The organism is Sphingomonas sp. AOB5 (genome assembly GCF_029433115.1).
In the GTDB taxonomy this organism is placed as follows: domain Bacteria; phylum Pseudomonadota; class Alphaproteobacteria; order Sphingomonadales; family Sphingomonadaceae; genus Sphingomonas.
The window spans coordinates 1-18,704 of sequence record NZ_JARNTV010000030.1 but is presented as its reverse complement, the minus strand read 5'-3'; the positions used below and the strand labels follow the sequence as shown (position 1 = coordinate 18,704).

Annotated in this window: 22 protein-coding genes, 1 tRNA gene and 1 pseudogene; 15 read left to right on the top strand and 9 right to left on the bottom strand. The window is 65.5% G+C overall.

Annotated elements, in window-relative coordinates:
• Window positions 1–276 precede the first annotated feature (276 nt).
• On the top strand, window positions 277–810 hold the full coding sequence (gene infC / locus P1X14_RS13540) for a translation initiation factor IF-3 (RefSeq protein ID WP_169557052.1): 534 nt from the start codon (window positions 277–279) through the stop codon (window positions 808–810).
• A 147-nt stretch (window positions 811–957) separates the two neighbouring features.
• Here the strand turns inward: infC and P1X14_RS13535 are convergent, their stop codons facing one another.
• Both P1X14_RS13535 and P1X14_RS13530 read right to left on the bottom strand, forming a co-directional pair.
• Entirely contained in the window at window positions 958–1,341 is a 384-nt protein-coding gene (locus tag P1X14_RS13535; RefSeq protein ID WP_277315911.1) for a VOC family protein, read from the bottom strand.
• 15 nt (window positions 1,342–1,356) lie between these two features.
• Complete coding sequence (locus tag P1X14_RS13530; protein ID WP_277315910.1) at window positions 1,357–4,104, bottom strand: [protein-PII] uridylyltransferase; 2,748 nt, start codon at window positions 4,102–4,104, stop codon at window positions 1,357–1,359.
• 105 nt (window positions 4,105–4,209) lie between these two features.
• On the opposite strand from P1X14_RS13530, the gene P1X14_RS13525 reads away from it, so the two are divergent.
• Entirely contained in the window at window positions 4,210–4,665 is a 456-nt protein-coding gene (locus P1X14_RS13525; RefSeq protein ID WP_277315909.1) for a hypothetical protein, read from the top strand.
• A gap of 61 nt (window positions 4,666–4,726) precedes the next feature.
• On the opposite strand, the gene grpE is transcribed toward P1X14_RS13525, so the two are convergent.
• Genes grpE through P1X14_RS13510 form a run of 3 tightly spaced genes read right to left on the bottom strand, consistent with a single transcriptional unit; the run spans window position 4,727 to window position 6,880 of the window.
• Window positions 4,727–5,284 carry a nucleotide exchange factor GrpE gene (grpE, locus tag P1X14_RS13520; protein ID WP_277315908.1) on the bottom strand — a complete coding sequence of 186 codons (558 nt, stop codon included), beginning with the start codon at window positions 5,282–5,284 and terminating at the stop codon, window positions 4,727–4,729.
• A gap of 15 nt (window positions 5,285–5,299) precedes the next feature.
• Window positions 5,300–6,343 carry a heat-inducible transcriptional repressor HrcA gene (gene hrcA / locus P1X14_RS13515; protein ID WP_277315935.1) on the bottom strand — a complete coding sequence of 348 codons (1,044 nt, stop codon included), beginning with the start codon at window positions 6,341–6,343 and terminating at the stop codon, window positions 5,300–5,302.
• Window positions 6,344–6,382: 39 nt separating this feature from the next.
• A complete protein-coding gene (locus P1X14_RS13510) occupies window positions 6,383–6,880 on the bottom strand; it encodes a DUF6438 domain-containing protein (protein WP_277315907.1) in 498 nt (165 codons plus the stop codon).
• 194 nt (window positions 6,881–7,074) lie between these two features.
• Here P1X14_RS13510 and rph point away from each other — a divergent pair, with 194 nt between their 5' ends.
• From rph to P1X14_RS13480, 6 genes are all read left to right on the top strand, one after another.
• A complete protein-coding gene (gene rph / locus P1X14_RS13505; protein WP_277315906.1) occupies window positions 7,075–7,788 on the top strand; it encodes a ribonuclease PH in 714 nt (237 codons plus the stop codon).
• Window positions 7,785–8,429, top strand: coding sequence for an RdgB/HAM1 family non-canonical purine NTP pyrophosphatase (gene rdgB, locus P1X14_RS13500; RefSeq protein ID WP_277315905.1), 645 nt, complete (start codon window positions 7,785–7,787; stop codon window positions 8,427–8,429). Before rph ends, rdgB begins: the two co-directional genes overlap by 4 nt.
• A 143-nt stretch (window positions 8,430–8,572) precedes the next feature.
• Entirely contained in the window at window positions 8,573–8,758 is a 186-nt protein-coding gene (locus P1X14_RS13495; RefSeq protein ID WP_277315904.1) for a hypothetical protein, read from the top strand.
• 174 nt (window positions 8,759–8,932) lie between these two features.
• A complete protein-coding gene (locus tag P1X14_RS13490) occupies window positions 8,933–9,454 on the top strand; it encodes a tail fiber protein (protein ID WP_277315903.1) in 522 nt (173 codons plus the stop codon).
• Between the two features lie 37 nt (window positions 9,455–9,491).
• On the top strand, window positions 9,492–10,025 hold the full coding sequence (locus P1X14_RS13485) for a tail fiber protein (protein ID WP_277315902.1): 534 nt from the start codon (window positions 9,492–9,494) through the stop codon (window positions 10,023–10,025).
• 21 nt (window positions 10,026–10,046) lie between these two features.
• Window positions 10,047–10,598: a tail fiber protein gene (locus P1X14_RS13480; RefSeq protein ID WP_277315901.1), complete on the top strand. Its 552-nt coding sequence runs from the start codon at window positions 10,047–10,049 to the stop codon at window positions 10,596–10,598.
• Between the two features lie 105 nt (window positions 10,599–10,703).
• On the opposite strand, the gene P1X14_RS13475 is transcribed toward P1X14_RS13480, so the two are convergent.
• Together P1X14_RS13475 and P1X14_RS13470 are read right to left on the bottom strand one after the other, a co-directional pair.
• Window positions 10,704–11,003 carry a hypothetical protein gene (locus P1X14_RS13475; protein WP_277315900.1) on the bottom strand — a complete coding sequence of 100 codons (300 nt, stop codon included), beginning with the start codon at window positions 11,001–11,003 and terminating at the stop codon, window positions 10,704–10,706.
• Window positions 11,004–11,064: 61 nt separating this feature from the next.
• Window positions 11,065–11,150, bottom strand: a tRNA-Tyr gene (locus P1X14_RS13470).
• A gap of 124 nt (window positions 11,151–11,274) precedes the next feature.
• Between P1X14_RS13470 and P1X14_RS13465 the strand changes: the two genes are divergently transcribed.
• Genes P1X14_RS13465 through P1X14_RS13455 form a run of 3 tightly spaced genes read left to right on the top strand, consistent with a single transcriptional unit; the run spans window position 11,275 to window position 14,401 of the window.
• A complete protein-coding gene (locus tag P1X14_RS13465; RefSeq protein ID WP_277315899.1) occupies window positions 11,275–12,882 on the top strand; it encodes a M20/M25/M40 family metallo-hydrolase in 1,608 nt (535 codons plus the stop codon).
• Complete coding sequence (rlmB, locus tag P1X14_RS13460; RefSeq protein ID WP_277315898.1) at window positions 12,882–13,628, top strand: 23S rRNA (guanosine(2251)-2'-O)-methyltransferase RlmB; 747 nt, start codon at window positions 12,882–12,884, stop codon at window positions 13,626–13,628. Before P1X14_RS13465 ends, rlmB begins: the two co-directional genes overlap by 1 nt.
• A gap of 17 nt (window positions 13,629–13,645) precedes the next feature.
• Entirely contained in the window at window positions 13,646–14,401 is a 756-nt protein-coding gene (locus P1X14_RS13455; RefSeq protein WP_277315897.1) for a hypothetical protein, read from the top strand.
• A 41-nt stretch (window positions 14,402–14,442) separates the two neighbouring features.
• On the opposite strand, the gene P1X14_RS13450 is transcribed toward P1X14_RS13455, so the two are convergent.
• Window positions 14,443–14,760, bottom strand: a complete 318-nt coding sequence (locus tag P1X14_RS13450; RefSeq protein ID WP_277315896.1) for a 2Fe-2S iron-sulfur cluster-binding protein — start codon at window positions 14,758–14,760, stop codon at window positions 14,443–14,445.
• Between the two features lie 63 nt (window positions 14,761–14,823).
• On the opposite strand from P1X14_RS13450, the gene P1X14_RS13445 reads away from it, so the two are divergent.
• On the top strand, window positions 14,824–15,447 hold the full coding sequence (locus tag P1X14_RS13445; protein ID WP_277315895.1) for a DNA-3-methyladenine glycosylase 2 family protein: 624 nt from the start codon (window positions 14,824–14,826) through the stop codon (window positions 15,445–15,447).
• Here P1X14_RS13445 and P1X14_RS13440 read toward each other — a convergent pair.
• Window positions 15,444–16,328, bottom strand: coding sequence for an ROK family protein (locus P1X14_RS13440; RefSeq protein ID WP_277315894.1), 885 nt, complete (start codon window positions 16,326–16,328; stop codon window positions 15,444–15,446). The two genes, P1X14_RS13445 and P1X14_RS13440, sit on opposite strands and share 4 nt — an antisense overlap.
• Window positions 16,329–16,431: 103 nt before the next feature.
• On the opposite strand from P1X14_RS13440, the pseudogene P1X14_RS22115 reads away from it, so the two are divergent.
• The 3 genes and pseudogenes from P1X14_RS22115 to P1X14_RS13430 all read left to right on the top strand — a co-directional run.
• Window positions 16,432–17,388: pseudogene (locus P1X14_RS22115) on the top strand (PAS domain S-box protein); the annotation flags it as partial.
• Window positions 17,389–17,644: 256 nt separating this feature from the next.
• A complete protein-coding gene (locus tag P1X14_RS22110) occupies window positions 17,645–18,001 on the top strand; it encodes an ATP-binding protein (RefSeq protein WP_346770457.1) in 357 nt (118 codons plus the stop codon).
• Window positions 17,998–18,618 (top strand): response regulator transcription factor, encoded by a 621-nt coding sequence (locus tag P1X14_RS13430; RefSeq protein ID WP_277315893.1) that lies wholly within the window; start codon window positions 17,998–18,000, stop codon window positions 18,616–18,618. The genes P1X14_RS22110 and P1X14_RS13430 overlap by 4 nt, the downstream gene beginning before the upstream one ends.
• Window positions 18,619–18,704 lie beyond the last annotated feature (86 nt).

Genomic DNA, 18,704 nt, shown 5'->3' with positions numbered 1-18,704 from the left:
GTCGGATGCTTGCGTCGAACGGGTGGGGTAAGCCCGCTGCCTGACAGCGAACTGACGTTTGCCAAAGGTTGGGAAATGGTAATTTCCCGGCAATGCTTTCGTCGTACCGGGCTTGCCAGCCGCATGCCGCGTACCGATATACACGTCACCCCGGCGCCACAGTGCGCGGGATTTTCGCTCAATGACGCGGCCCGGGCTACCGGATCGCGCATTTCTGCGTTATCTGGCCGCCCAAGAATGTAAATTGCTACAGGAGCAAGTCTTATACGTCCTCCCATGACCCGGCGCCCGTTGGCGCCTCCGCCGATGAACGGCCCGCGCTTCAATGAATTCATCCAGTCGCCCAAGGTGCGGGTGATCGATCATGAAGGCGAGAATCTCGGCGTGATGTACACCCGCGAGGCGATCGAGCAGGCGGCCGAGCACGGCCTGGACCTGGTCGAGGTGTCGCCCAACGCGGATCCGCCCGTCGCGAAGTTCCTCGACGTCGGCAAGTTCAAGTACGAGGCCCAGAAAAAGGCCAACCTCGCCCGCAAGAGCCAGAAGACGCAGGAGATCAAGGAGATCAAGATGCGTCCGAACATCGACGATCATGACTATGATACGAAGATGAAGGCGATCCACAAATTCATCGGCGAAGGCGACAAGGTGAAGATCACCCTGCGCTTCCGCGGCCGCGAGCTTTCGCACGGCCAGCTCGGCATGGTGCTGCTCAAGCGCGTGCAGGACGACACGGTCGAGATCGCGAAGATCGAATCCTATCCGCGCATGGAAGGCCGTCAGATGCTGATGGTGATCTCGCCGAAGTAACGGCGGGACCATCCGTGAGGATATGAAGGGCGGGGCTGCGGCTCCGCCCTTTGCGTTTGGCTTATCCGCGCCGCTTGCCTCGCCTGAAATACCAGGCTCCGATCAGCGCTGCCACCGCGATGACCAGCAGTTCGCCGATCAGCTTGCTCACGCCGCCGGGGGCTCCCACAGCTCGATCGCATTGCCCTCGGGATCGTGGATCCGCGCAAAGCTGCCGGTTTCGGGCGAATTCCATTCGGGCTTCACGATGATGTCGATGCCCGCGGCGTTGAGCTGCTCCAGCAGGCTGTCGAGGTCGCTGACCCGCAGGTTGATCATGAACTGCTTGTCGGCGGCGAAATAGTCGGTGCTTTCCTTGAACGGCGCGAACACCATCGGGCCGCCCGTCACCTTCCAGAACCATTCGTCGGGCTCGCCCTCGCCGGTCGAGTTGCAGCCGGCGCCGACGTCCAGATGCTCGCGATACCAGGCGTTGAGCGCGTCGGGATCCTTCGCACGGAAGAACAGGCCACCCATTCCAACTACCGGCATCTTGTCTCTCCCGTCTCAGGCCGCCTGGGCAACGCTCCCGTCGCCCGCCGCGGCTTCGAGCAACCGTCGCTCGATCGTCTTGAGCCGCGAGGCCGAATCGATCTTATCGCCGATCAGGTCGGTCAGGTAGAAGGTATCGACCGCGCGTTCGCCATAGGTGGCGACATGCGCGGAGTGGATCGTCACCTTCGACTGGAACAGCGCATGCGCCAGCGTGTAGAGCAACGCCGGCCGGTCGCGGGCATTCACCTCGACCACGGTGAAACGGTTCGACGCCTTGTTGTCGATCAGCACGTTGGGTTCGATCGTGAACGCGTCGGCGCGCAGGCGCGGCAGCGGGCGTGACTTCAACCGGTCCGACAGTTTCGAACGGTTGGCCAGCGCATCGGCGATCGCGTCCTTGATCCGCTTCAGCTTCACATCCTCGTCGAACGGCCGGCCGAGCGGGTCCTGGACGAGGAAATTGTCGAGCGCCATGCCGTCGCGCGTGGTGTGGATGCGCGCGTCGATGATGTTGCCGCCCGCGACATGGATCGCCCCGGCAATGCGGTAGAACAGGCCCGGATGGTCCGACGCATAGACCGTAACCAGCGTCGCGCCGCGCTCGGGATAGACCTGCGCCTCGATCGACAGCTGCGACTTGCCAGCCGCATCGATCAGCCGCGCATTGCGTTCCAGCACGTCGAGCGGCTCGGCGATCCAGTATGGTTCGGTCAGCCGCTTGCGGAACGCGGCCATGCGCTTCTCGTCCCAGCCGAGCATCCCGGCCAGCGTTTCCTGCTTGGCCGCGACGCGCTCGCTCCGCCCCTTCTGCTTGTGGCCGAGCCGCAGCACTTCCTCGGCGGAATCATAGAGATTGGCGAGCAGCTGGCGCTTCCAGCTGTTCCACACGCCCGGCCCCACCGCGCGGATATCGACAACGGTCAGCAGCAGGAGCAGGCGAAGCCGCTCGGGACTCTGCACCATCTCGGCAAAGTCGAGGATCGTCTTGAAGTCGCTCAGGTCGCGCTTGAACGCAGTCGCCGACATCAGCAAATGGTGCCGCACCAGCCACGCCACCGTCTCGGTCTCGGCTGCGCTCAGCCCCAGCCGCGGGCACAGCCGCTCGGCCACCTGCGCGCCCAGGATCGAATGGTCGCCACCGCGCCCCTTGGCAATGTCGTGCAGCAGTACCGCCGCGAACAGCACTCGCCGCGACACGACCTGCGCGAAGATGCCGGAGGCGAGCGGATGATCCTCCTTCAGCTCGCCCTTCTCGATCTGGTTGAGCAGCCCGATCGCGCGGATCGAATGCTCGTCCACCGTATAATGGTGGTACATGTCGAACTGCATCTGCGCGACGACACGGCCAAAGTCGGGCACGAACCGGCCGAACACGCCCGCCTCGTTCATCCAGCGCAACACCGTCTCGGGATCGCGTGGGGACGTCAGCACGTCGAGGAACAGCGCGTTGGCGCGGGCATCGGTGCGCACATCGTCGACCAGCTTTGCATCCCGCGAGGCCGCACGCACCGTCAGCGGATGGATCTCGAGTCCGTGCAGATCGGCCAGCTGATACAGCTCGATCAGCCGGACGGGGTCCTCCTGGAAGAAGCTCTCCCGCGGGATCGCCAGCCGCCCGCGCTCCAGCGTGAAGCCCTTCAGCTTGCGCGGGCTTCGGAACAGCGTCGGCAAGCCGAAACGCCGGCCACGCGCGGCGAATTTCTCGTCCAGATGCGCCAGGAACACGCCGCTCAGGTCGCCCACCGTCTTCGCCTGGAGGAAGTAGAAGTGCATGAAGCGCTCGACCTTCGACTTCCCCGGCCGGTCCGAATAGCGCATCCGCTCGGCGATCTCGCGCTGCAGGTCGAAGGTCAGCCGGTCCTCGGCGCGCCCGGCAATGGCGTGGAGGTGACAGCGCACCGCCCACAGGAAATTCTCGGCGCGGTGGAACTGGCGGAATTCGAGCTTGGTCAGCAGCCCGGCCTCGACCAGTTCGGCCGGTTCGCGGACATTGTACGCGAACTTGCCGATCCAGAAGAGCGCATGCAGATCGCGCAGACCGCCCTTGCCTTCCTTCACATTGGGTTCGACGACATAGCGGCTGTCGCCCATCTTCTTGTGCCGCGCATCGCGCTCGGCGAGCTTCTGGGCGATGAAGGTGCGGGCGGTATCGTGCTGCACCTCGGCCTTAAAGCGCGCCGCGGCCTCGTCATACAGCGGCATGTCGCCCCAGACGTACCGCCCTTCGAGCAGCGCGGTGCAGACGGTCACATCGGCCTTGGCCTGACGCACCATCTCGTCGAGCGAGCGCGAGGAATGGCCGACCTTCAGCTGCATGTCCCACAGCGAATAGAGCATCGATTCGATCACCTGCTCGCACCAGCCGGTGACCTTCCACGGCGTCAGGAAGCCGATATCGATATCCGAATGCGGCGCCATTTCGCCGCGCCCGTATCCGCCGACCGCGATCAGCACCATGCGCTCGGCCGCGGTGGGATTGGGATTGCGGTGCAGCCGCTGGACGGTGAAATCCCACAGCAGCCGCAGCAACTGATCGGTCAGGAACGCACCTGCCGCCGCGCTCTCCAGCCCGCGGCCGGGATGCTCCAGCAGGCGCCGGTCGATTTCCGCCCAGCCCGCGGTCAGCGCATCCTTGAGCATCCGCGCGCCGGCCTGGCGCAGCGCGGTCGTATCCTTCGCCTCGAGCGTGGCAAGCGCATCCGCCAGCACGCGCCGGTCGATGATGGCACGGCGATTTGGGACGGAATCGAAGCGCGACATGCGGGGGGAGATAGGCGAGGGAATCGCCGTCCGCCACATCTTCCGCCTATCCGCCGCGATGGTTCCGTTTGGAGCGCGCCACGAAACGCTGATAGCGTCCGCGCGATGCGGCGCTCCCTGACACTTCTGCCATGGCTGCTGGTCTCGTGCGGCCCCGCCCCACTGCCCAGCGCGGCGGAGTGCCGCGCTCTGGCCGAACCAAAGGCGGTGATCGACCGCTGCTTCGGCGGCGATGTGAAACCAGGCAACTATGTCGGCGACCTGAAATGCTGGCCCTTCTCCGCCCCGGAACGCATGAGCGGTGTGTGGCAGACCGGCTTCGAGGTCTCGGATTTCTTTCCGGGAGCCTCGAAGCTTCCGGATGATAAAGACTATGAAATCAACATCTGGCTGACGGCGGCGCCCGGAACCCCGGAGCTGGCGTCGGGAAAATATCGCGGCGAATTCATCGGCCGCCGCGCACTGTGCGACGGCACGTTCGGCCATCTTGGCGCATACCCGCGTCAGGTGATCGTGGAGCGAATGCTCTCGATGACGAAGCTACCTGCTTCCGGGCTTTGATCCCCTAACGCAAAAGGGCCGGGATTGCGCCCGGCCCCTTACACATCAGCAGTCGGTCGGGTTACCCCGCCTTCGCCACGCCCACCAGCGCGGGACGCAGCAGGCGGTCCTTGATCATGTAGCCCGACTGGATTTCCTGCACGATCGTGCCCGGCGCCTTGTCCGACGGCACTTCCATCATCGCCTGGTGCCGGTTGGGGTCGAGCGTTTCGCCCAGCGCCTCGATCTTGGTGATGCCGTGGCGGCCGAACACCGAATCCAGCTCGCGGCCGGTCGCTTCCAGCCCGATAACGAGGCCCTTCAGCTTCTCGTCCTCGCGCAGCTCAGCGGGGATCGCAGCCAGCGCGCGGGCGACATTGTCGGCCACTGACAGGATGTCGCGCGCGAAATGGGTTGCGGCATAGGTGCGCGCGTCGGCGGCTTCCTTCTCGGCGCGGCGGCGGACATTCTGGGTCTCGGCCTGCGCGTACATCACTGCCGACTTGGCCTCGGCCAGTTCGGCTTCCAGCTCGCCGATGCGGTCATGCTCCGCAACTTCGGGTGCAGCCTCGGCGGTTTCCTCGCGCAGCGTTTCCGCTTCGTTGGTGTCCGCAGTATCCATCTTCGTGTCTTTCGCCATGTTGCTTCGTTACTATTACCTGAGAAGGCGCGCCATCGTCGCCGCCGTGAAATCCACCATGGGCACGACTCGCGCATAGTTCAACCGCGTCGGCCCGATCACGCCCACCACGCCGACCACGCGGCCGTCCATCGCCCGCACCGGCTTTGCGATCACCGACGATCCCGATAACGCGAACAGCTTGTTTTCCGATCCGATGAAAATGCGCGTCGCCTCGCCTTCGCGCGCGCTGTCGAGCAGCCGGGCAATCTCTTCCTTGCCCTCCAGCTCGTCGAGCAATTGCCGCACCCGGTCCAGATCCTCGGCCGCGCCCGAATCGATCAACTGCGCCTGGCCGCGCACGATCAGCACCGGGCGGTGGCCGCTATCCTCGCTCCACACCGCCAGTCCGCGCTCGACCAGCGTGGCACCTGCACTGTCCAGCGCCGCGCGGCCGTCGCGGATCTCGCGCTCGATCCGCGCCCGCGCCTCGCTCAAGGTCGATCCGGCCAGCGTCGCGCTCAGATAATTGGCCGCCTGCTGCAACGACGAGGGGTCCATGCCGCCGGGCAGGTCGACCACGCGGTTCTCGACCGATCCGTCGTCGCCCACCAGCACTGCCAGCGCGCGATCGGCAGCCAGCGGCACGAAGCCGAACTGGCGCAGCACCGGCTCGCGCTTGGGCACCAGCACCATGCCGGCACAGGCCGACAGGCCGGACAGCGCCGCCGCGGTGTTGGCCAAGGCCTCTTCGACCGGCCCGCCCAGTTCGGCCCGCGCCTCGATCGCCGCGCGTTCCTCGGGCGAAGGCTCGTTGGCCTGCATCATGCCGTCTACGAACAGGCGAAGACCGATGTCCGTGGGCATCCGCCCCGCGCTGGTATGCGGCGCGGCGAGCAGGCCCAGCTCCTCCAGATCCTGCATCACATTGCGGATCGACGCGGGAGAAAGGTTCAAACCGGAGATTTTGGAGATCGTCCGCGATCCGACCGGCGCGCCATTGTCGAGATAGGATTCGACCAGAATCCGGAACACGTCGCGCGCGCGGTCGGTCAGTTCATGGATCGGCGGCGAGATCATGCCGGGCATGTAGGGACGACGGTCACCCCCGGCAACGTTTCACGGCCGTTCGCCGATCAGCGCCTCCAGTGCGGGGATGTCGTCGGGGGCGCTGCCCAGCGCGTCGGCCATGGGGCGGTTCTTCTCGCCGACACAGCCATAATAGAAGTAAAGCCCCTGGCTGTCGCCGATCGCGCGGGTCCAGCGAATATCGACGCTGGGCATGTCGGTGACCGCCTGCTCGCAGCCCTTTTCGCCGTGCGAATAGCGCCGCTCGCCGGTTTCGGGGCGATAGGGCTGAAGCCGACCGGCAAAGGCCTGATATTCGGCGGGCGTCAGCTTGAACGCGCGCTCGCCGGTGACCGCAGTGAACTGCTTGCCGGTGAAGATGCCGCTGCCATCAGGCCGCACGGTGATCGTGAACACCGGGCAGCGGCCGAAACAGGGTCCGGTCGCATAGGTGATCGAATCGCTTTCGATCGGGATCGGCTTCGGGGCCTCGGTGCGCGAACACCCCGCCAGAGCCAGTGCCGCCACGCCCAGGATCATCCAACGCATCGTTCTTCTCCCACGGATCGCCCGCATAGACTGGCGCGTTCGATCTCTTGTTGTCTAGTGCGGCGCCAGCCCGCTCCCCCACCCGGCCACCCATAGAATACACTTCCGTTGGGTGGCCGGGTGGGGGAGCGGGCTGGCGCCGCAACCAACAAGCGCCTAGTTGCCCGGTCAAACCTTGCAGGAGACTGACTAAGATGCGCCCATCCGGCCGCGCCCCCGACGAAATGCGCACCATCACCATCGAACCCAACTTCACCCGCCATGCGGAAGGTTCGGTGCTGATCGGCTTCGGCGATACCAAGGTGCTGGTCACCGCCAGCATCGAAGAGCGGATTCCGCCCTGGCTGCGCGGCAAGGGCGAAGGCTGGGTTACCGCCGAATATGGCATGCTGCCCCGCGCGACCCATACCCGCGGCAGCCGCGAGGCGGCCAAGGGCAAGCAGTCGGGCCGCACCCAGGAAATCCAGCGCCTGATCGGCCGCTCGCTTCGCGCGGTCACCGATCTGAAGCTGCTGGGCGAGCGCCAGATCACGCTCGACTGCGACGTGATCCAGGCCGATGGCGGCACCCGCACCGCGTCGATCAGCGGCGCCTGGGTCGCGCTGCGCATCGCGGTGAACAAGCTGCTCGCCACCGGCCAGCTCGAAAAGGATCCGATCATCCAGCAGGTCGCAGCGGTCTCGTGCGGGATCTTCAAGGGAACTCCGGTGCTCGACCTCGATTATGACGAGGACTCGAACGCCGAGACCGACGGCAATTTCGTCCTGCTCGCCGATGGCAAGATCGCCGAGGCGCAGGCGACTGCCGAGGGCGCATGCTATGACGAGGAAGAGCTGCTCCGCCTGCTCCGCCTCGCCCGCATCGGCGCGAAGGACATTTTCGCCGCCCAGCTGAAGGCCGTTGCATGAACGACGAAAGCGATCAGGAAGAAACCGCCCCGCGCCAGGCAATCCGCAAGCTGGTGCCGGGCAAGCTGGTCATCGCCAGCCACAATCCCGGCAAGGTGCGCGAGATCCGCGCGCTGCTCGGTCCCTATGGGATCGAGCCGGTTTCGGCCGCCGAGCTGGACCTGCCCGAGCCGGAAGAGACGGGAACGACCTTCGTCGCCAATGCCGAGCTGAAGGCACTGCAGGCCGCCGACCTGTCCGGCTTGCCCGCACTGGCCGACGATAGCGGCCTGTGCGTCGAGGCGTTGGGCGACGAGCCGGGAATTTTTTCGGCGCGCTGGGCCGGCGAAAGCAAGGATTTTTCTGTTGCGATGCAGCGCATCGAAGACCGCCTCGCCGCTCTTCCGCCTGAAACCTCGCGCGATGCGCACTTTATCTGCGCGCTCGCGCTTGCCTGGCCCGACGGGCATATCGAATGGTTCGAAGGACGGGTCGATGGGTCGCTGGTGTGGCCGCCGCGCGGCGACCGCGGCTTCGGCTATGATCCGATGTTCCTGCCGCTCGAAGGCGAAGAGACGTTCGGCGAAATGGACCCGGATGCCAAGCACGCGATCAGTCATCGCGCTCGAGCTTTCCGGCAACTGGTCGATGCCGTTCTCTGAATCGTAATCGTTCTTTAGATCGCGTTAACTGTAAATTGGGAGGAACCACTGCGATTCGAACCTGTTATTCAGGCATAGTCCAAGAACTAGAGGCTATGGGACTAGCAGGGGGTCGCATGGGGTCGCTTCGACAATTCGCCACGATGATCGATCATCTTCACGCCTTGCCCGAAGAAGGTCCGGGCGAGCCGATCGCCGGGCCATGGCAGGTGGAACCTGCCGATGGCGACGCGCCGGAAGCAGGGTTTCGACTGGATAGCATCGACGGCATTCCAGCCGCGCTGGCCGCGCCGGAGCGGGTCATAAATGATGAGAGGAGTCCGGAGTAACCGTCCGATACCGCGTCTCTTCGCAACTGCAGTAGTTACGCCGCGAGAATAATTCGCTTTTGGCACGAAAGAGGCTTTGCGACGGGCCGTTGCTACAGTAGCCCTATGTCCGCGTTCGTTGCGGCTCCGGTTGCGGAGTCGCGGGCATGACGTTCTTGAACGGGGAGGCTATCGATGAGCCAGCAATTCCTAGGCGAAGTTCGCCTGTTTCCGTATAATTTCGCGCCGAAGACCTGGGCCTATTGCGCGGGCCAGCTCCTGTCGATCGCGCAGAACACGGCGTTGTTCTCGCTGCTCGGCACCACCTATGGCGGCAACGGCGTGAACACCTTCGCGTTGCCCGACCTGCGCGGCCGCGCGATCAAGGGCACTGCCCAGAACGGCACCTATGTTCAGGGCCAGGTCGCGGGCACCGAAACGGTCACGCTGCTCCAGAGCCAGATGCCGATGCATAACCACCAGTGGTTCGCGTCGGCGGATGGTGCCACCAACCCTCCGCCGACAAATAATTTCCTGGCAGCCGGCCGTTCGGCGGGCAATCCCGCCGGTCTCTACGCGCCGAACGCGAACCCGGTCGCGCTGGCGACGACGACGCTGGGCATCACCGGCGGATCGCAGCCGCACAACAATATGCAGCCCTATCTGGTGCTCGCCTATTGCATCGCGCTTCAGGGCATCTTCCCGTCGCGCAACTGAGCACGGCTCCGGAAACCGCAATTTCAAGGATCAGACGATGAGCAATCCTTATCTTGGAGAACTCCGGCCCTTCGCCGGCAATTTCGCGCCGCGTTTCTGGGCGCTGTGCAACGGCCAGTTGCTGTCGATCGCACAGAACAACGCACTGTTCGCGCTGCTCGGCACCACCTATGGCGGCGACGGCATCACCACCTTCGCCCTTCCCGACCTGCGCGGCCGGCTTGCGCTCAGTCAGGGCCAGGGTCCGGGCCTGACCAATCGCACCCTGGGTGAGCAGTCCGGTACGGAAACGGTTACGCTGACCATTCAGACCATGCCCGCCCATACCCATGTGGTGGTCGCATCGGCGAACGAGGCGGCGTCACCCGTCCCCACGGGTCGCGTTCCCGCCGCGCCGAAGAATGGCGGAAAATTCTATCTTCCGCCCAATGTCGGCACGCAGACGGACGCCCCGATCGGAACCGCTTCGATCGGAACCGCCGGCGGCAGCCAGCCGCACGAGAACCTCATGCCGATTCTCGCGATCAACTACATCATCGCGCTGCAAGGCATTTTCCCGTCCCAGAACTGAGACGCGAACTGGAGATAAGATATGGCTGATCCTTTCATTGCTGAGATCCGCGCCGTCGGATTCACCTTCGCTCCGCTCGGTTGGGCCGTCTGCAACGGCCAGTTGCTGTCGATCGCGCAGAACACCGCGCTGTTCTCGATCCTCGGCACGACCTATGGCGGGAACGGGCAAACCACCTTTGGTCTGCCGAACCTTCAGGGCGCGTCGATGATCTCTTCGGGCCAGGGGCCTGGCCTCAGCGATTATGTTCTGGGCGAGCAGATCGGCACGGCAACGGTGACGCTGATCAGCACCGAAATGCCGATCCACACCCACGCGCCGGACGCCAAGCTGGATACGACCGGCAACGACAATATGGTCACGACGCCGGTGGCCGGCGTGCAGATGACCCGTTTCGCACCCAGCGCCGCGATCGGTTCGGCCTGGAAGGTACCGCCGCTCACCAATCCGGTGGCGATGGATCCGCTGATGATCCAGGTCGCGGGCGGCAGCCAGCCGCACAACAACGAACAGCCCTATCTGGTGCTGCTCTATTGCATCGCGCTGCAAGGCATCTTCCCGTCGCGTAACTGACGCGACACCGGACGAGTACGCGCCCCGCCGGCCATGCCTGCGGGGCGTCGTGCGTTATGGATCCCGCGACACCGGCCGGCCTAAATCGGCCAGGCGACGCCAGCCTCAGCTGAAGCCGATATAATATTCGAAGGTGCCGTCGTCGCACTTCCCGATCGGCGACATGTCCAGCATCATCGTGCCCATCACGGGATGACGCAGCTCGAGGCTGCCCTGATTGATGTAGAGGTCCTTGCGGCTTCCCCGCAGCAGCAACCGGAACGGCTGACGAAACTCGGAAGAGGTTTCGTGCTTGCCCCCCTCGGCATCGACAAGGGTCAACACTTCGTCATAGCCCTGCACCGTCACGTCGAAGCTGGTGCCGACATGCGGCAGGAACGATTCCAGTGTGAGATGCTCGATCATGGAAATCCCCCTTGGGGCATCCTGCCGCATCGAAGGGCGGATGCGAAGCCCGAGCGGGCGGTGGTGGACAGGGCTGGATTCGAACCAGCGTACGCTCTCGCGGGCAGATTTACAGTCTGCTGCCATTAACCACTCGGCCACCTGTCCTTGAGGCGCCCGCTCGGGGAGCGGTGCCATTGCCGAAGCAGACCCATGCTGTCAACGCCTTGCGCGCGCTTCCATCGACGCATAGCGTCCCGCGCATCCTTTCATCTCAAGAATGTGGAGCCTCATGCGCGCTCTGATCTCATACGCCGTCGCCGCCTCGCTGATTCTTCCGGCCCCGCTCGCGGCACAGACCGCCCCTGCGGCGCAGCCTGCCGCCCAGACCCCGCTCGATCGAATCATCGACGAAGGCAGCAATCGCTCCAACGTCATGCCGATCGCCGCCTGGCTGACCGACCGGATCGGATCGCGCCTCACCAATTCGCCGGGCATGCGCGCGGCCGAGGCTTGGACGCTGGGCCAGTTCACTGGCTGGGGCCTCACCAATGTCCATCGCGAGGGATTCGATTTCGGCCGCGGCTGGTGGATCGAGCGTTCGAGCGTGCGCATGGTCAGCCCGCGCCCGATCCAGCTCACCGCGATTCCGATCACCTGGACCCCCGCCACCAACGGCACGATCACCGCGCCAGTGATCGTCGCCCCGATTCGCGAGGCGAGCGACTTCGAGGCATGGCGCGGCAAGCTGAAGGGCAAGGTTGTCCTGATCACCCGCCCCAATGAAGGCAGCGAGCCGCGTGAGGCGCCGTTCAAGCGCTGGACCGCGAACGAGCTGTCGACCTTCGATTCGTATCGCAAGCCCAGCTACAATCCCCGTTCGACCGAGCGCGAGATCGCCCGGCTGAGCTATCCCAGGCAGCTGAGCGACTTCCTCGTCTCCGAAGGCGCGGTCGCCTATGCCACCATGTCGCCGCGCGACGGCAAGCTGGTGCATGGCAGCGGCTATCAGTTCGGCGTGGGTGACACGATCGCCCTGCCGGGCATCGAGATCGCGGCGGAGGATTATCGCCGCCTCGCCCGTCTGGAGGCCGGCGGCGCCGCGCCGACGCTCGAGATCAATTCGGACGTGCGCTTCGACGACAGCGACACCAAGGCCTACAACATCATCGCCGACATCAAGGGCACCAGCCGGTCGGGCGAATATGTGATGGCCGGCGCGCATATGGACAGCTGGGCCGCGGGCGACGGCGCTGCCGACAATGCTGCGGGCGTCGCGATGGTGATGGAGGCCGCGCGCATCCTCTCCAAGATGCCCAAGCCCAAGCGCACCATCCGCTTCGCGCTGTGGGCGGGCGAGGAACAGGGCCTGCTCGGCTCGATCGACTATGTCGAGCGCCACATCGCCACCCGCGCCGCGCCCGCCACGCCGCAGACCGGCCTCGCGAAATATACCGGCTGGATGTACCGCTGGCCGATCACGCCCCTAGCCGGCCATTCGAAGCTGGCGGCCTATTTCAACCTCGACAATGGATCGGGCAGGATCCGCGGCATCAACGTGCAGGGCAATGCCGATGTCGTGCCGATCTTCAAGGAATGGTTCGCGCCGTTCCTGGCCGCGGATCCCTCGATGGGCGCGATGGTCGCGATGCGCGGCGTCGGCGGCACCGATCACGTCTTTTTCGACGCGGTCGGCATCCCCGCCTTCCAGTTCATCCAGGACCCGCTCGACTATGGCAGCCGCCTGCACCACACCAGCGTCGACACCTTCGATCACCTGAAGGCCGGCGACATGCGTCAGGGTGCCACCATCCTCGCCGTGTTCCTGTGGAACGCCGCCAATTCGGACAAGCCCTTGCCGCGCATGCCCATCCCCACCGAACCGAAGGCCGATTCCTGATGGCACGCCGCGGACACCGCCCCAGCGTTGCGGCCCCCGGCCGGCCGCGATTCTATGGCCGTCACCCGGTGCTCGCCGCGCTGGAGAATCCCGAGCGCATGGTGCGCAAGATCTGGGGGACGCGGGAAGCGCTGGCGCATCTCGACATCCCGGCATCGATTCCGATCACCTTTGCCGATGCCGCCGATCTCGGCCGCCTCGTCCCCGGCGACGCGCCGCATCAGGGGCTGGTCGCCGAAGTCGATCCGCTCGAGGATATGTGGCTGGGCGATCTGCTGGCGCAGGGCGAAGGCGATCGCCGTCCGCTGCTGCTGCTCGATCAGGTAACCGATCCGCACAATGTCGGCGCGATCCTGCGTTCGGCCGCGGCGTTCGATGCGCTGGGCATCGTCACGCAGGACCGTCATTCCCCACCCGAATCGGGCACCGTCGCCCGAGCTGCATCGGGCGCCCTGGAAACCGTGCCCTGGGTGCGCGTGGTCAATCTGGCCCGCGCGATGGACGAGATCGCCGAGGCTGGTTTCTGGCGCGTCGGCCTGACCGGACACGCCAATGCCACGCTGGCCGACACGATCGGCGAGAACCGCATCGCGCTGGTGCTGGGTGCCGAGGGCGAAGGCATGCGCCAGAATACCGAGGCGCATTGCGATCAGCTTGCCAAGCTGCCGATCTCGCATAAGGTCGAGAGCCTGAACGTTTCGAACGCCGCGGCCATCGCGCTCTATGCGATCGCGGTGCGGGGCTGAACCGGGGGAGTGGAGAGATGAAGCATTGGGTTCGTGCCGTTGCGGCGGTGCTGATCGTGCCGATGGTGCTGGCGGGCTGCCTGTTCACGCCGGGCAAGTTCGTCTCGACACTGACGATCAACAAGGATCGCAGCTTCACCTACACTTATAAGGGCGAAGTCATCGCGCTCGATCCGGACAGTGCCAGCGGCATGGGGCCGGGCAGCGGCGACATGGCGATGGAGAATTCGGTCATCTATTCCGATGAGACCGGCAACGCGATCGAACCCGCGGAAGATTACAGCGCCGAGCAGGCCAAGACCAACGCCGAGAAGCAGGCGAAGCGCGACGCGCAGTTCCGCGAGCTGGCGGTCCAGCTCGCCAAGGAGCCTGGTTACAACAGCGTCGAATATCTGGGCAGCAACAAGTTCCGCGTCGACTATTCGATCTCGGGCATGCTGACGCACAATTTCGTCTATCCGTTCAATCAGGACGCGGCGATGGTCTTCCCGTGGCTCGCCATCGAACTTCGCGGCAAGGAGACGGTCCGCGTCAAGGCGCCGGGCTTCGCCAAGCAGGACATGTCGGGCATGGGCATGGCCGGCGCGGGCGGCGGCAGTGGGCTGGACAGCACCGCGGACGGCACCTTCACCCTCACCACCGATGCCGAGATCGTCAGCCAGAACAATGAGGATGGCGCGACCAAGACCGGTACCAAGTCGGTCATCACGTGGCGCGTAACCCCGCTGTCGAAGGATGCGCCGAGCGCGGTGCTGCGGCTGGCCCCGCGGTGATCAAATAGCCCCTCCCCTTCAGGGAGGGGCTTAACAGCGCCTCAATCCTCGGCGGCGATGGTCACGCGCAGGCCGTCCAGTTCGTCGGACATCTGGATTTGGCACGACAGGCGCGAATTCTCGTTGCGGTCCGACGAGCTGTCGAGCAGGTCGTCCTCGTCTTCGCTCATCGGCGGGAGTTTGGCAGCAAATTCCGGATCGACATGCACATGGCAGGTCGCGCACGAGCAGCAACCACCGCACAGGGCGAGCAGTTCGTCGAACCCGTTCTCGCGGATCACTTCCATCACCGAAAGGCCGGTTTCGCCCGTGACTTCGCGCTCTTCACCTTCTCTGGTCACGACGATAAGCTTCGGCATGATATTCTCCCTGTTCGGCCGCGTGCATGCCGCCGTTCCCGTTTCAGCGCAAGGCAGCGGTCCATGGGAATAAGTAAGGCCGCCATTAGAAAATCGATCGATTTGGTCGCAGCGGACGAACCCGCCTTTGCCCGTGCCATCGCGCGTGCAGGCTATCCGGAAGCGCGCATCCGCGACCGCGGGTACGAAACCTTGCTGCGCACCATCGTCGGTCAACAGGTCAGCGTGGCCGCGGCGCAATCGATCTGGAACAAGCTCGCCGCCGCGCTCGGTGACCTGACCCGGCCGGATATCGTCGCTGCCGCCAGCGACGAGGAACTGCGCACCGCGGGCCTGTCACGGCAAAAGGCAGCTTATGCGCGCAGCCTTGCCGACGAAGTCACCAGCGGGCGGCTCGATCTCGCCGCGCTGCCCGAGGATGACGAGGAAGCTATTGCCGCCCTCACCCGCATCAAGGGAATCGGCCGCTGGTCCGCGGAAATCTATCTGCTGTTCGCCGAAGGAAGACCCGACATCTGGCCCGCGGGCGATCTGGCCGTCCAGATCGAGATCGGCCGCATCCTCGGCCATCCCGAACGCCCCGGCGAAAAGCAGATCCGCGAATGGGCCGAAGCCTGGCGCCCGCATCGCGGCGCAGTGGCCATCTTTGCGTGGCACCATTACAAGGTCGATATGGACGTGATCTAGCCCTCCAGCGCCGCCAGCCCCATCGCGATCGCGCCCATCGGGCCGGCCATCGCGCCCAGCCCCGGCGGGCCGACCAGCGCATCCATGTCCAGCCCGGCGAACGATCCGTATCCGCCGATGCTCGCCGCCAATCGCGCGCGCAGCGGAACGAACAGGGCCTCGCGTGCGCTCATCACCCCGCCGCCGATCGCGATCCGCTCGGGCGCGAGCGCGGTGACCAGATTGTGGAGCAACCCGGCAAGGTCATGGACGAACAGATCCCATTCCGGCCCGTCGTCCGGCAGCGCTTCGCCCTTCACGCCGAACCGCGATGCCAGCGCAGGGCCCGCGATCAGCCCCTCGACACAATCGCCGTGAAAGGGGCACCAGCCCGCAAACGCATCGCCGGCCGCGCGCGCGATCCGCATATGCCCCGCCTCGCCATGCGCCATGCCCTGTACTGGCTGGCCGCCGGTGACGGTGCCGACGCCGACGCCGGTGCCGATGGTGATATAGACATGGCTCGACAGTCCCTGCGCCGCACCCCAGCGCCCCTCGGCCAGCGCCGCGCCATTGACGTCGGTCTGGATCGCGAGCGGCTTGCCAAAGCGCGCGGCGAACCGGCGCGAGACATCGGTGCCGGTCCAGCCCGGCTTGGTCGTCGCCGTGATCGCACCATAGTCGGATTTCGCAGGATCCAGTTCCAGCGGGCCGAAGCTCGCCACGCCCACCGCGTCGAATTCCCAGCGATCGAGCGCCGCTTCGAGCGCCGCCAGCGTGGTGGCGGGATCGGTGGTCGGCACGGTCACACGGTCGCGCACATCGTCCGGTCCGCTCGCGAGCAGCGCTACGCATTTGGTGCCGCCCAGTTCGAGGCCGGCGATCATCGGGGGATGGGTCATGGCCTCGGGCTAACCTGTCGCGCCGGATCGGGGAAGCCCGCCATTATGGCCGGATCGGTGCCAATGCCGCCCGGCATACTGGTAATATCGTCCGGCACGCGCCATGATCGCTGGCTCCCATGACCCGGCCGAACCTCATTACCCTCCGGTCTGCCGCATGAAGCGCGCAAGCGACGAAGCCGCGGCGCTCAGCCTGTTCGTCGAGACCGACACCGATCGGGCGCTGTTCCTGCTCGACGCAGACGGCCGGGTGAACACCTGGAACGCGGGCGCCGAACTGATGACCGGCTGGCGCGCCGCCGAGATCGTCGATCGCCCGGTGGCGTTGCTCTACCCCGATCACGATCGCGAGGAAGGACGCCCCGCCGCCGATATCGCCGTGGCAGAGGAAAAGGGCCGGCTGCGCGAGGACTGCTGGCGCGTGCGCAAGGACGGCACCGAATTCCTTGCCGACATGACCCTCACCGTCATTCCCGGCGCCTATGGCTCGCTGCCGCGTTTCGGCGTGGTGCTGAGCGACATCACCGATCGCAAGGCGTCCGAACGCGCGCTGGAGCGCAGCGCGCTACACCTCCGCTCGATCCTGGCGGCGGTGCCCGATGCGATGGTGGTGATCGATGAACGCGGCATGATCCTGTCGTTCAGCGCCGCCGCCGAGCGGCTGTTCGGCTATAGCGAGAGCGACACGGTCGGCCGCAACGTATCGATGCTGATGCCCGAGGCGGACAGCCAGCGGCACGACGGTTATCTCGAACGCTATCTCGTCACCGGCGAGCGCCACATCATCGGCACCGGGCGGATCGTGACCGGCCGCCGCCGCAACGGCAGCGATTTTCCGATGGAGCTGCAGGTCGGCGAGGCCAATACCGACGGGCACCGCGTCTTCACCGGCTTCATCCGCGACCTGACCGAGAAGCAACGCGGCGAGCTGAAGCTGCAGGAGCTTCAGTCGGAGCTGATCCATGTCTCGCGCCTGTCAGCCATGGGCACCATGGCCTCGACGCTGGCGCATGAGCTGAACCAGCCGCTGACCGCGATCGCCAATTATCTCGAGGCCGCGCGCGACCTGCTCAAGCGCGAAACCCGCTCGCCCGAGCTGGAATCGATGCTGCACGAGGCGGTCAGCGAATCTGCCAAGGAAGCGCTGCGCGCCGGGGGGCATCGTCCGCCGCCTGCGCGATTTCGTGTCGCGCGGCGATGTCGAGAAGCATGTCGAGGACCTGCCCAGGCTGATCGACGAATCCAGCCGCCTCGCGCTGATCGGCGCACGCGAACGCGGCGTCACTGCAGACTTCATCATCAGCGGCAAGGTGGGCATGGTGCTGGTCGACCGGATTCAGATCCAGCAGGTGCTGGTCAACCTGATCCGCAACGCGGTCGAAGCGATGGCCGACAGCCCGGTACGCGAACTGACCGTCGCCGCGCGGCCGGGCGGCAAGGGTCTGGTGCGCATCTCGGTTTCCGATACGGGACCCGGAATCGACCGGCAGATCGCATCGAGGCTCTTCCAGGCCTTTGCGAGCACGAAGGAACAAGGCATGGGTCTCGGGCTTTCGATCTGCCGCACGATCGTCGAAGCGCATGGCGGGCGTATCTGGACCGAACCACGGCCGGGCGGCGGCACGATATTCCAGTTCACGATCATGGGCGCGGATACAGAGGAGACGGCATGACCGGATTACGCACCATCCATATCGTCGACGACGAGGAAGCGATCCGCAAATCGGCCAGCTTCATGCTGCGCACCTCGGGCTTCGAAGTCGAAACCTATCAGGACGGCATCGCCTTTCTGGCCGCCGCGGCCGGCGCGGCGCCGGGCTGCATCCTGCTCGACGTGCGCATGCCCGGGATGGACGGGCTGGAGGTTCAGGCTGAGCTGAACAAGCGCGGCGTGGTGATGCCGGTGATCGTGCTGACCGGCCATGGCGACATCTCCACCGCAGTGGTGGCGATGAAGGGCGGCGCAGTGGATTTCATCGAGAAGCCGTTCGAGAAGGAAGTGCTGCTCGCCGCAATCGAGCGCGCGTTCGACCGGCTGAACGAGAATGTCGAGGCCGCGACTTCGGTGCAGGAGGCGCAGACCCGTCTCGGCGTGCTCACCCAGCGCGAGATCGAGGTGCTGCGCGGGTTGGTGCGCGGCCATCCGAACAAGACCATCGCCTATGATCTGGGCATCAGCCCGCGCACGGTGGAGGTCCACCGCGCGAACCTGATGGCCAAGCTGGGCGTGCGCAGCCTGTCCGACGCGCTGCGCATCGCATTCTCGGCGGGGCTCGAGGGCGACGGCTAGCAGGCCGCAGCCCGGCCCAGCAGGAACGCCCGCGCCCGCGTATTCTGCGTCATCCCCGCCGCCGCCTCGAACTCGGCGCGGGCCTC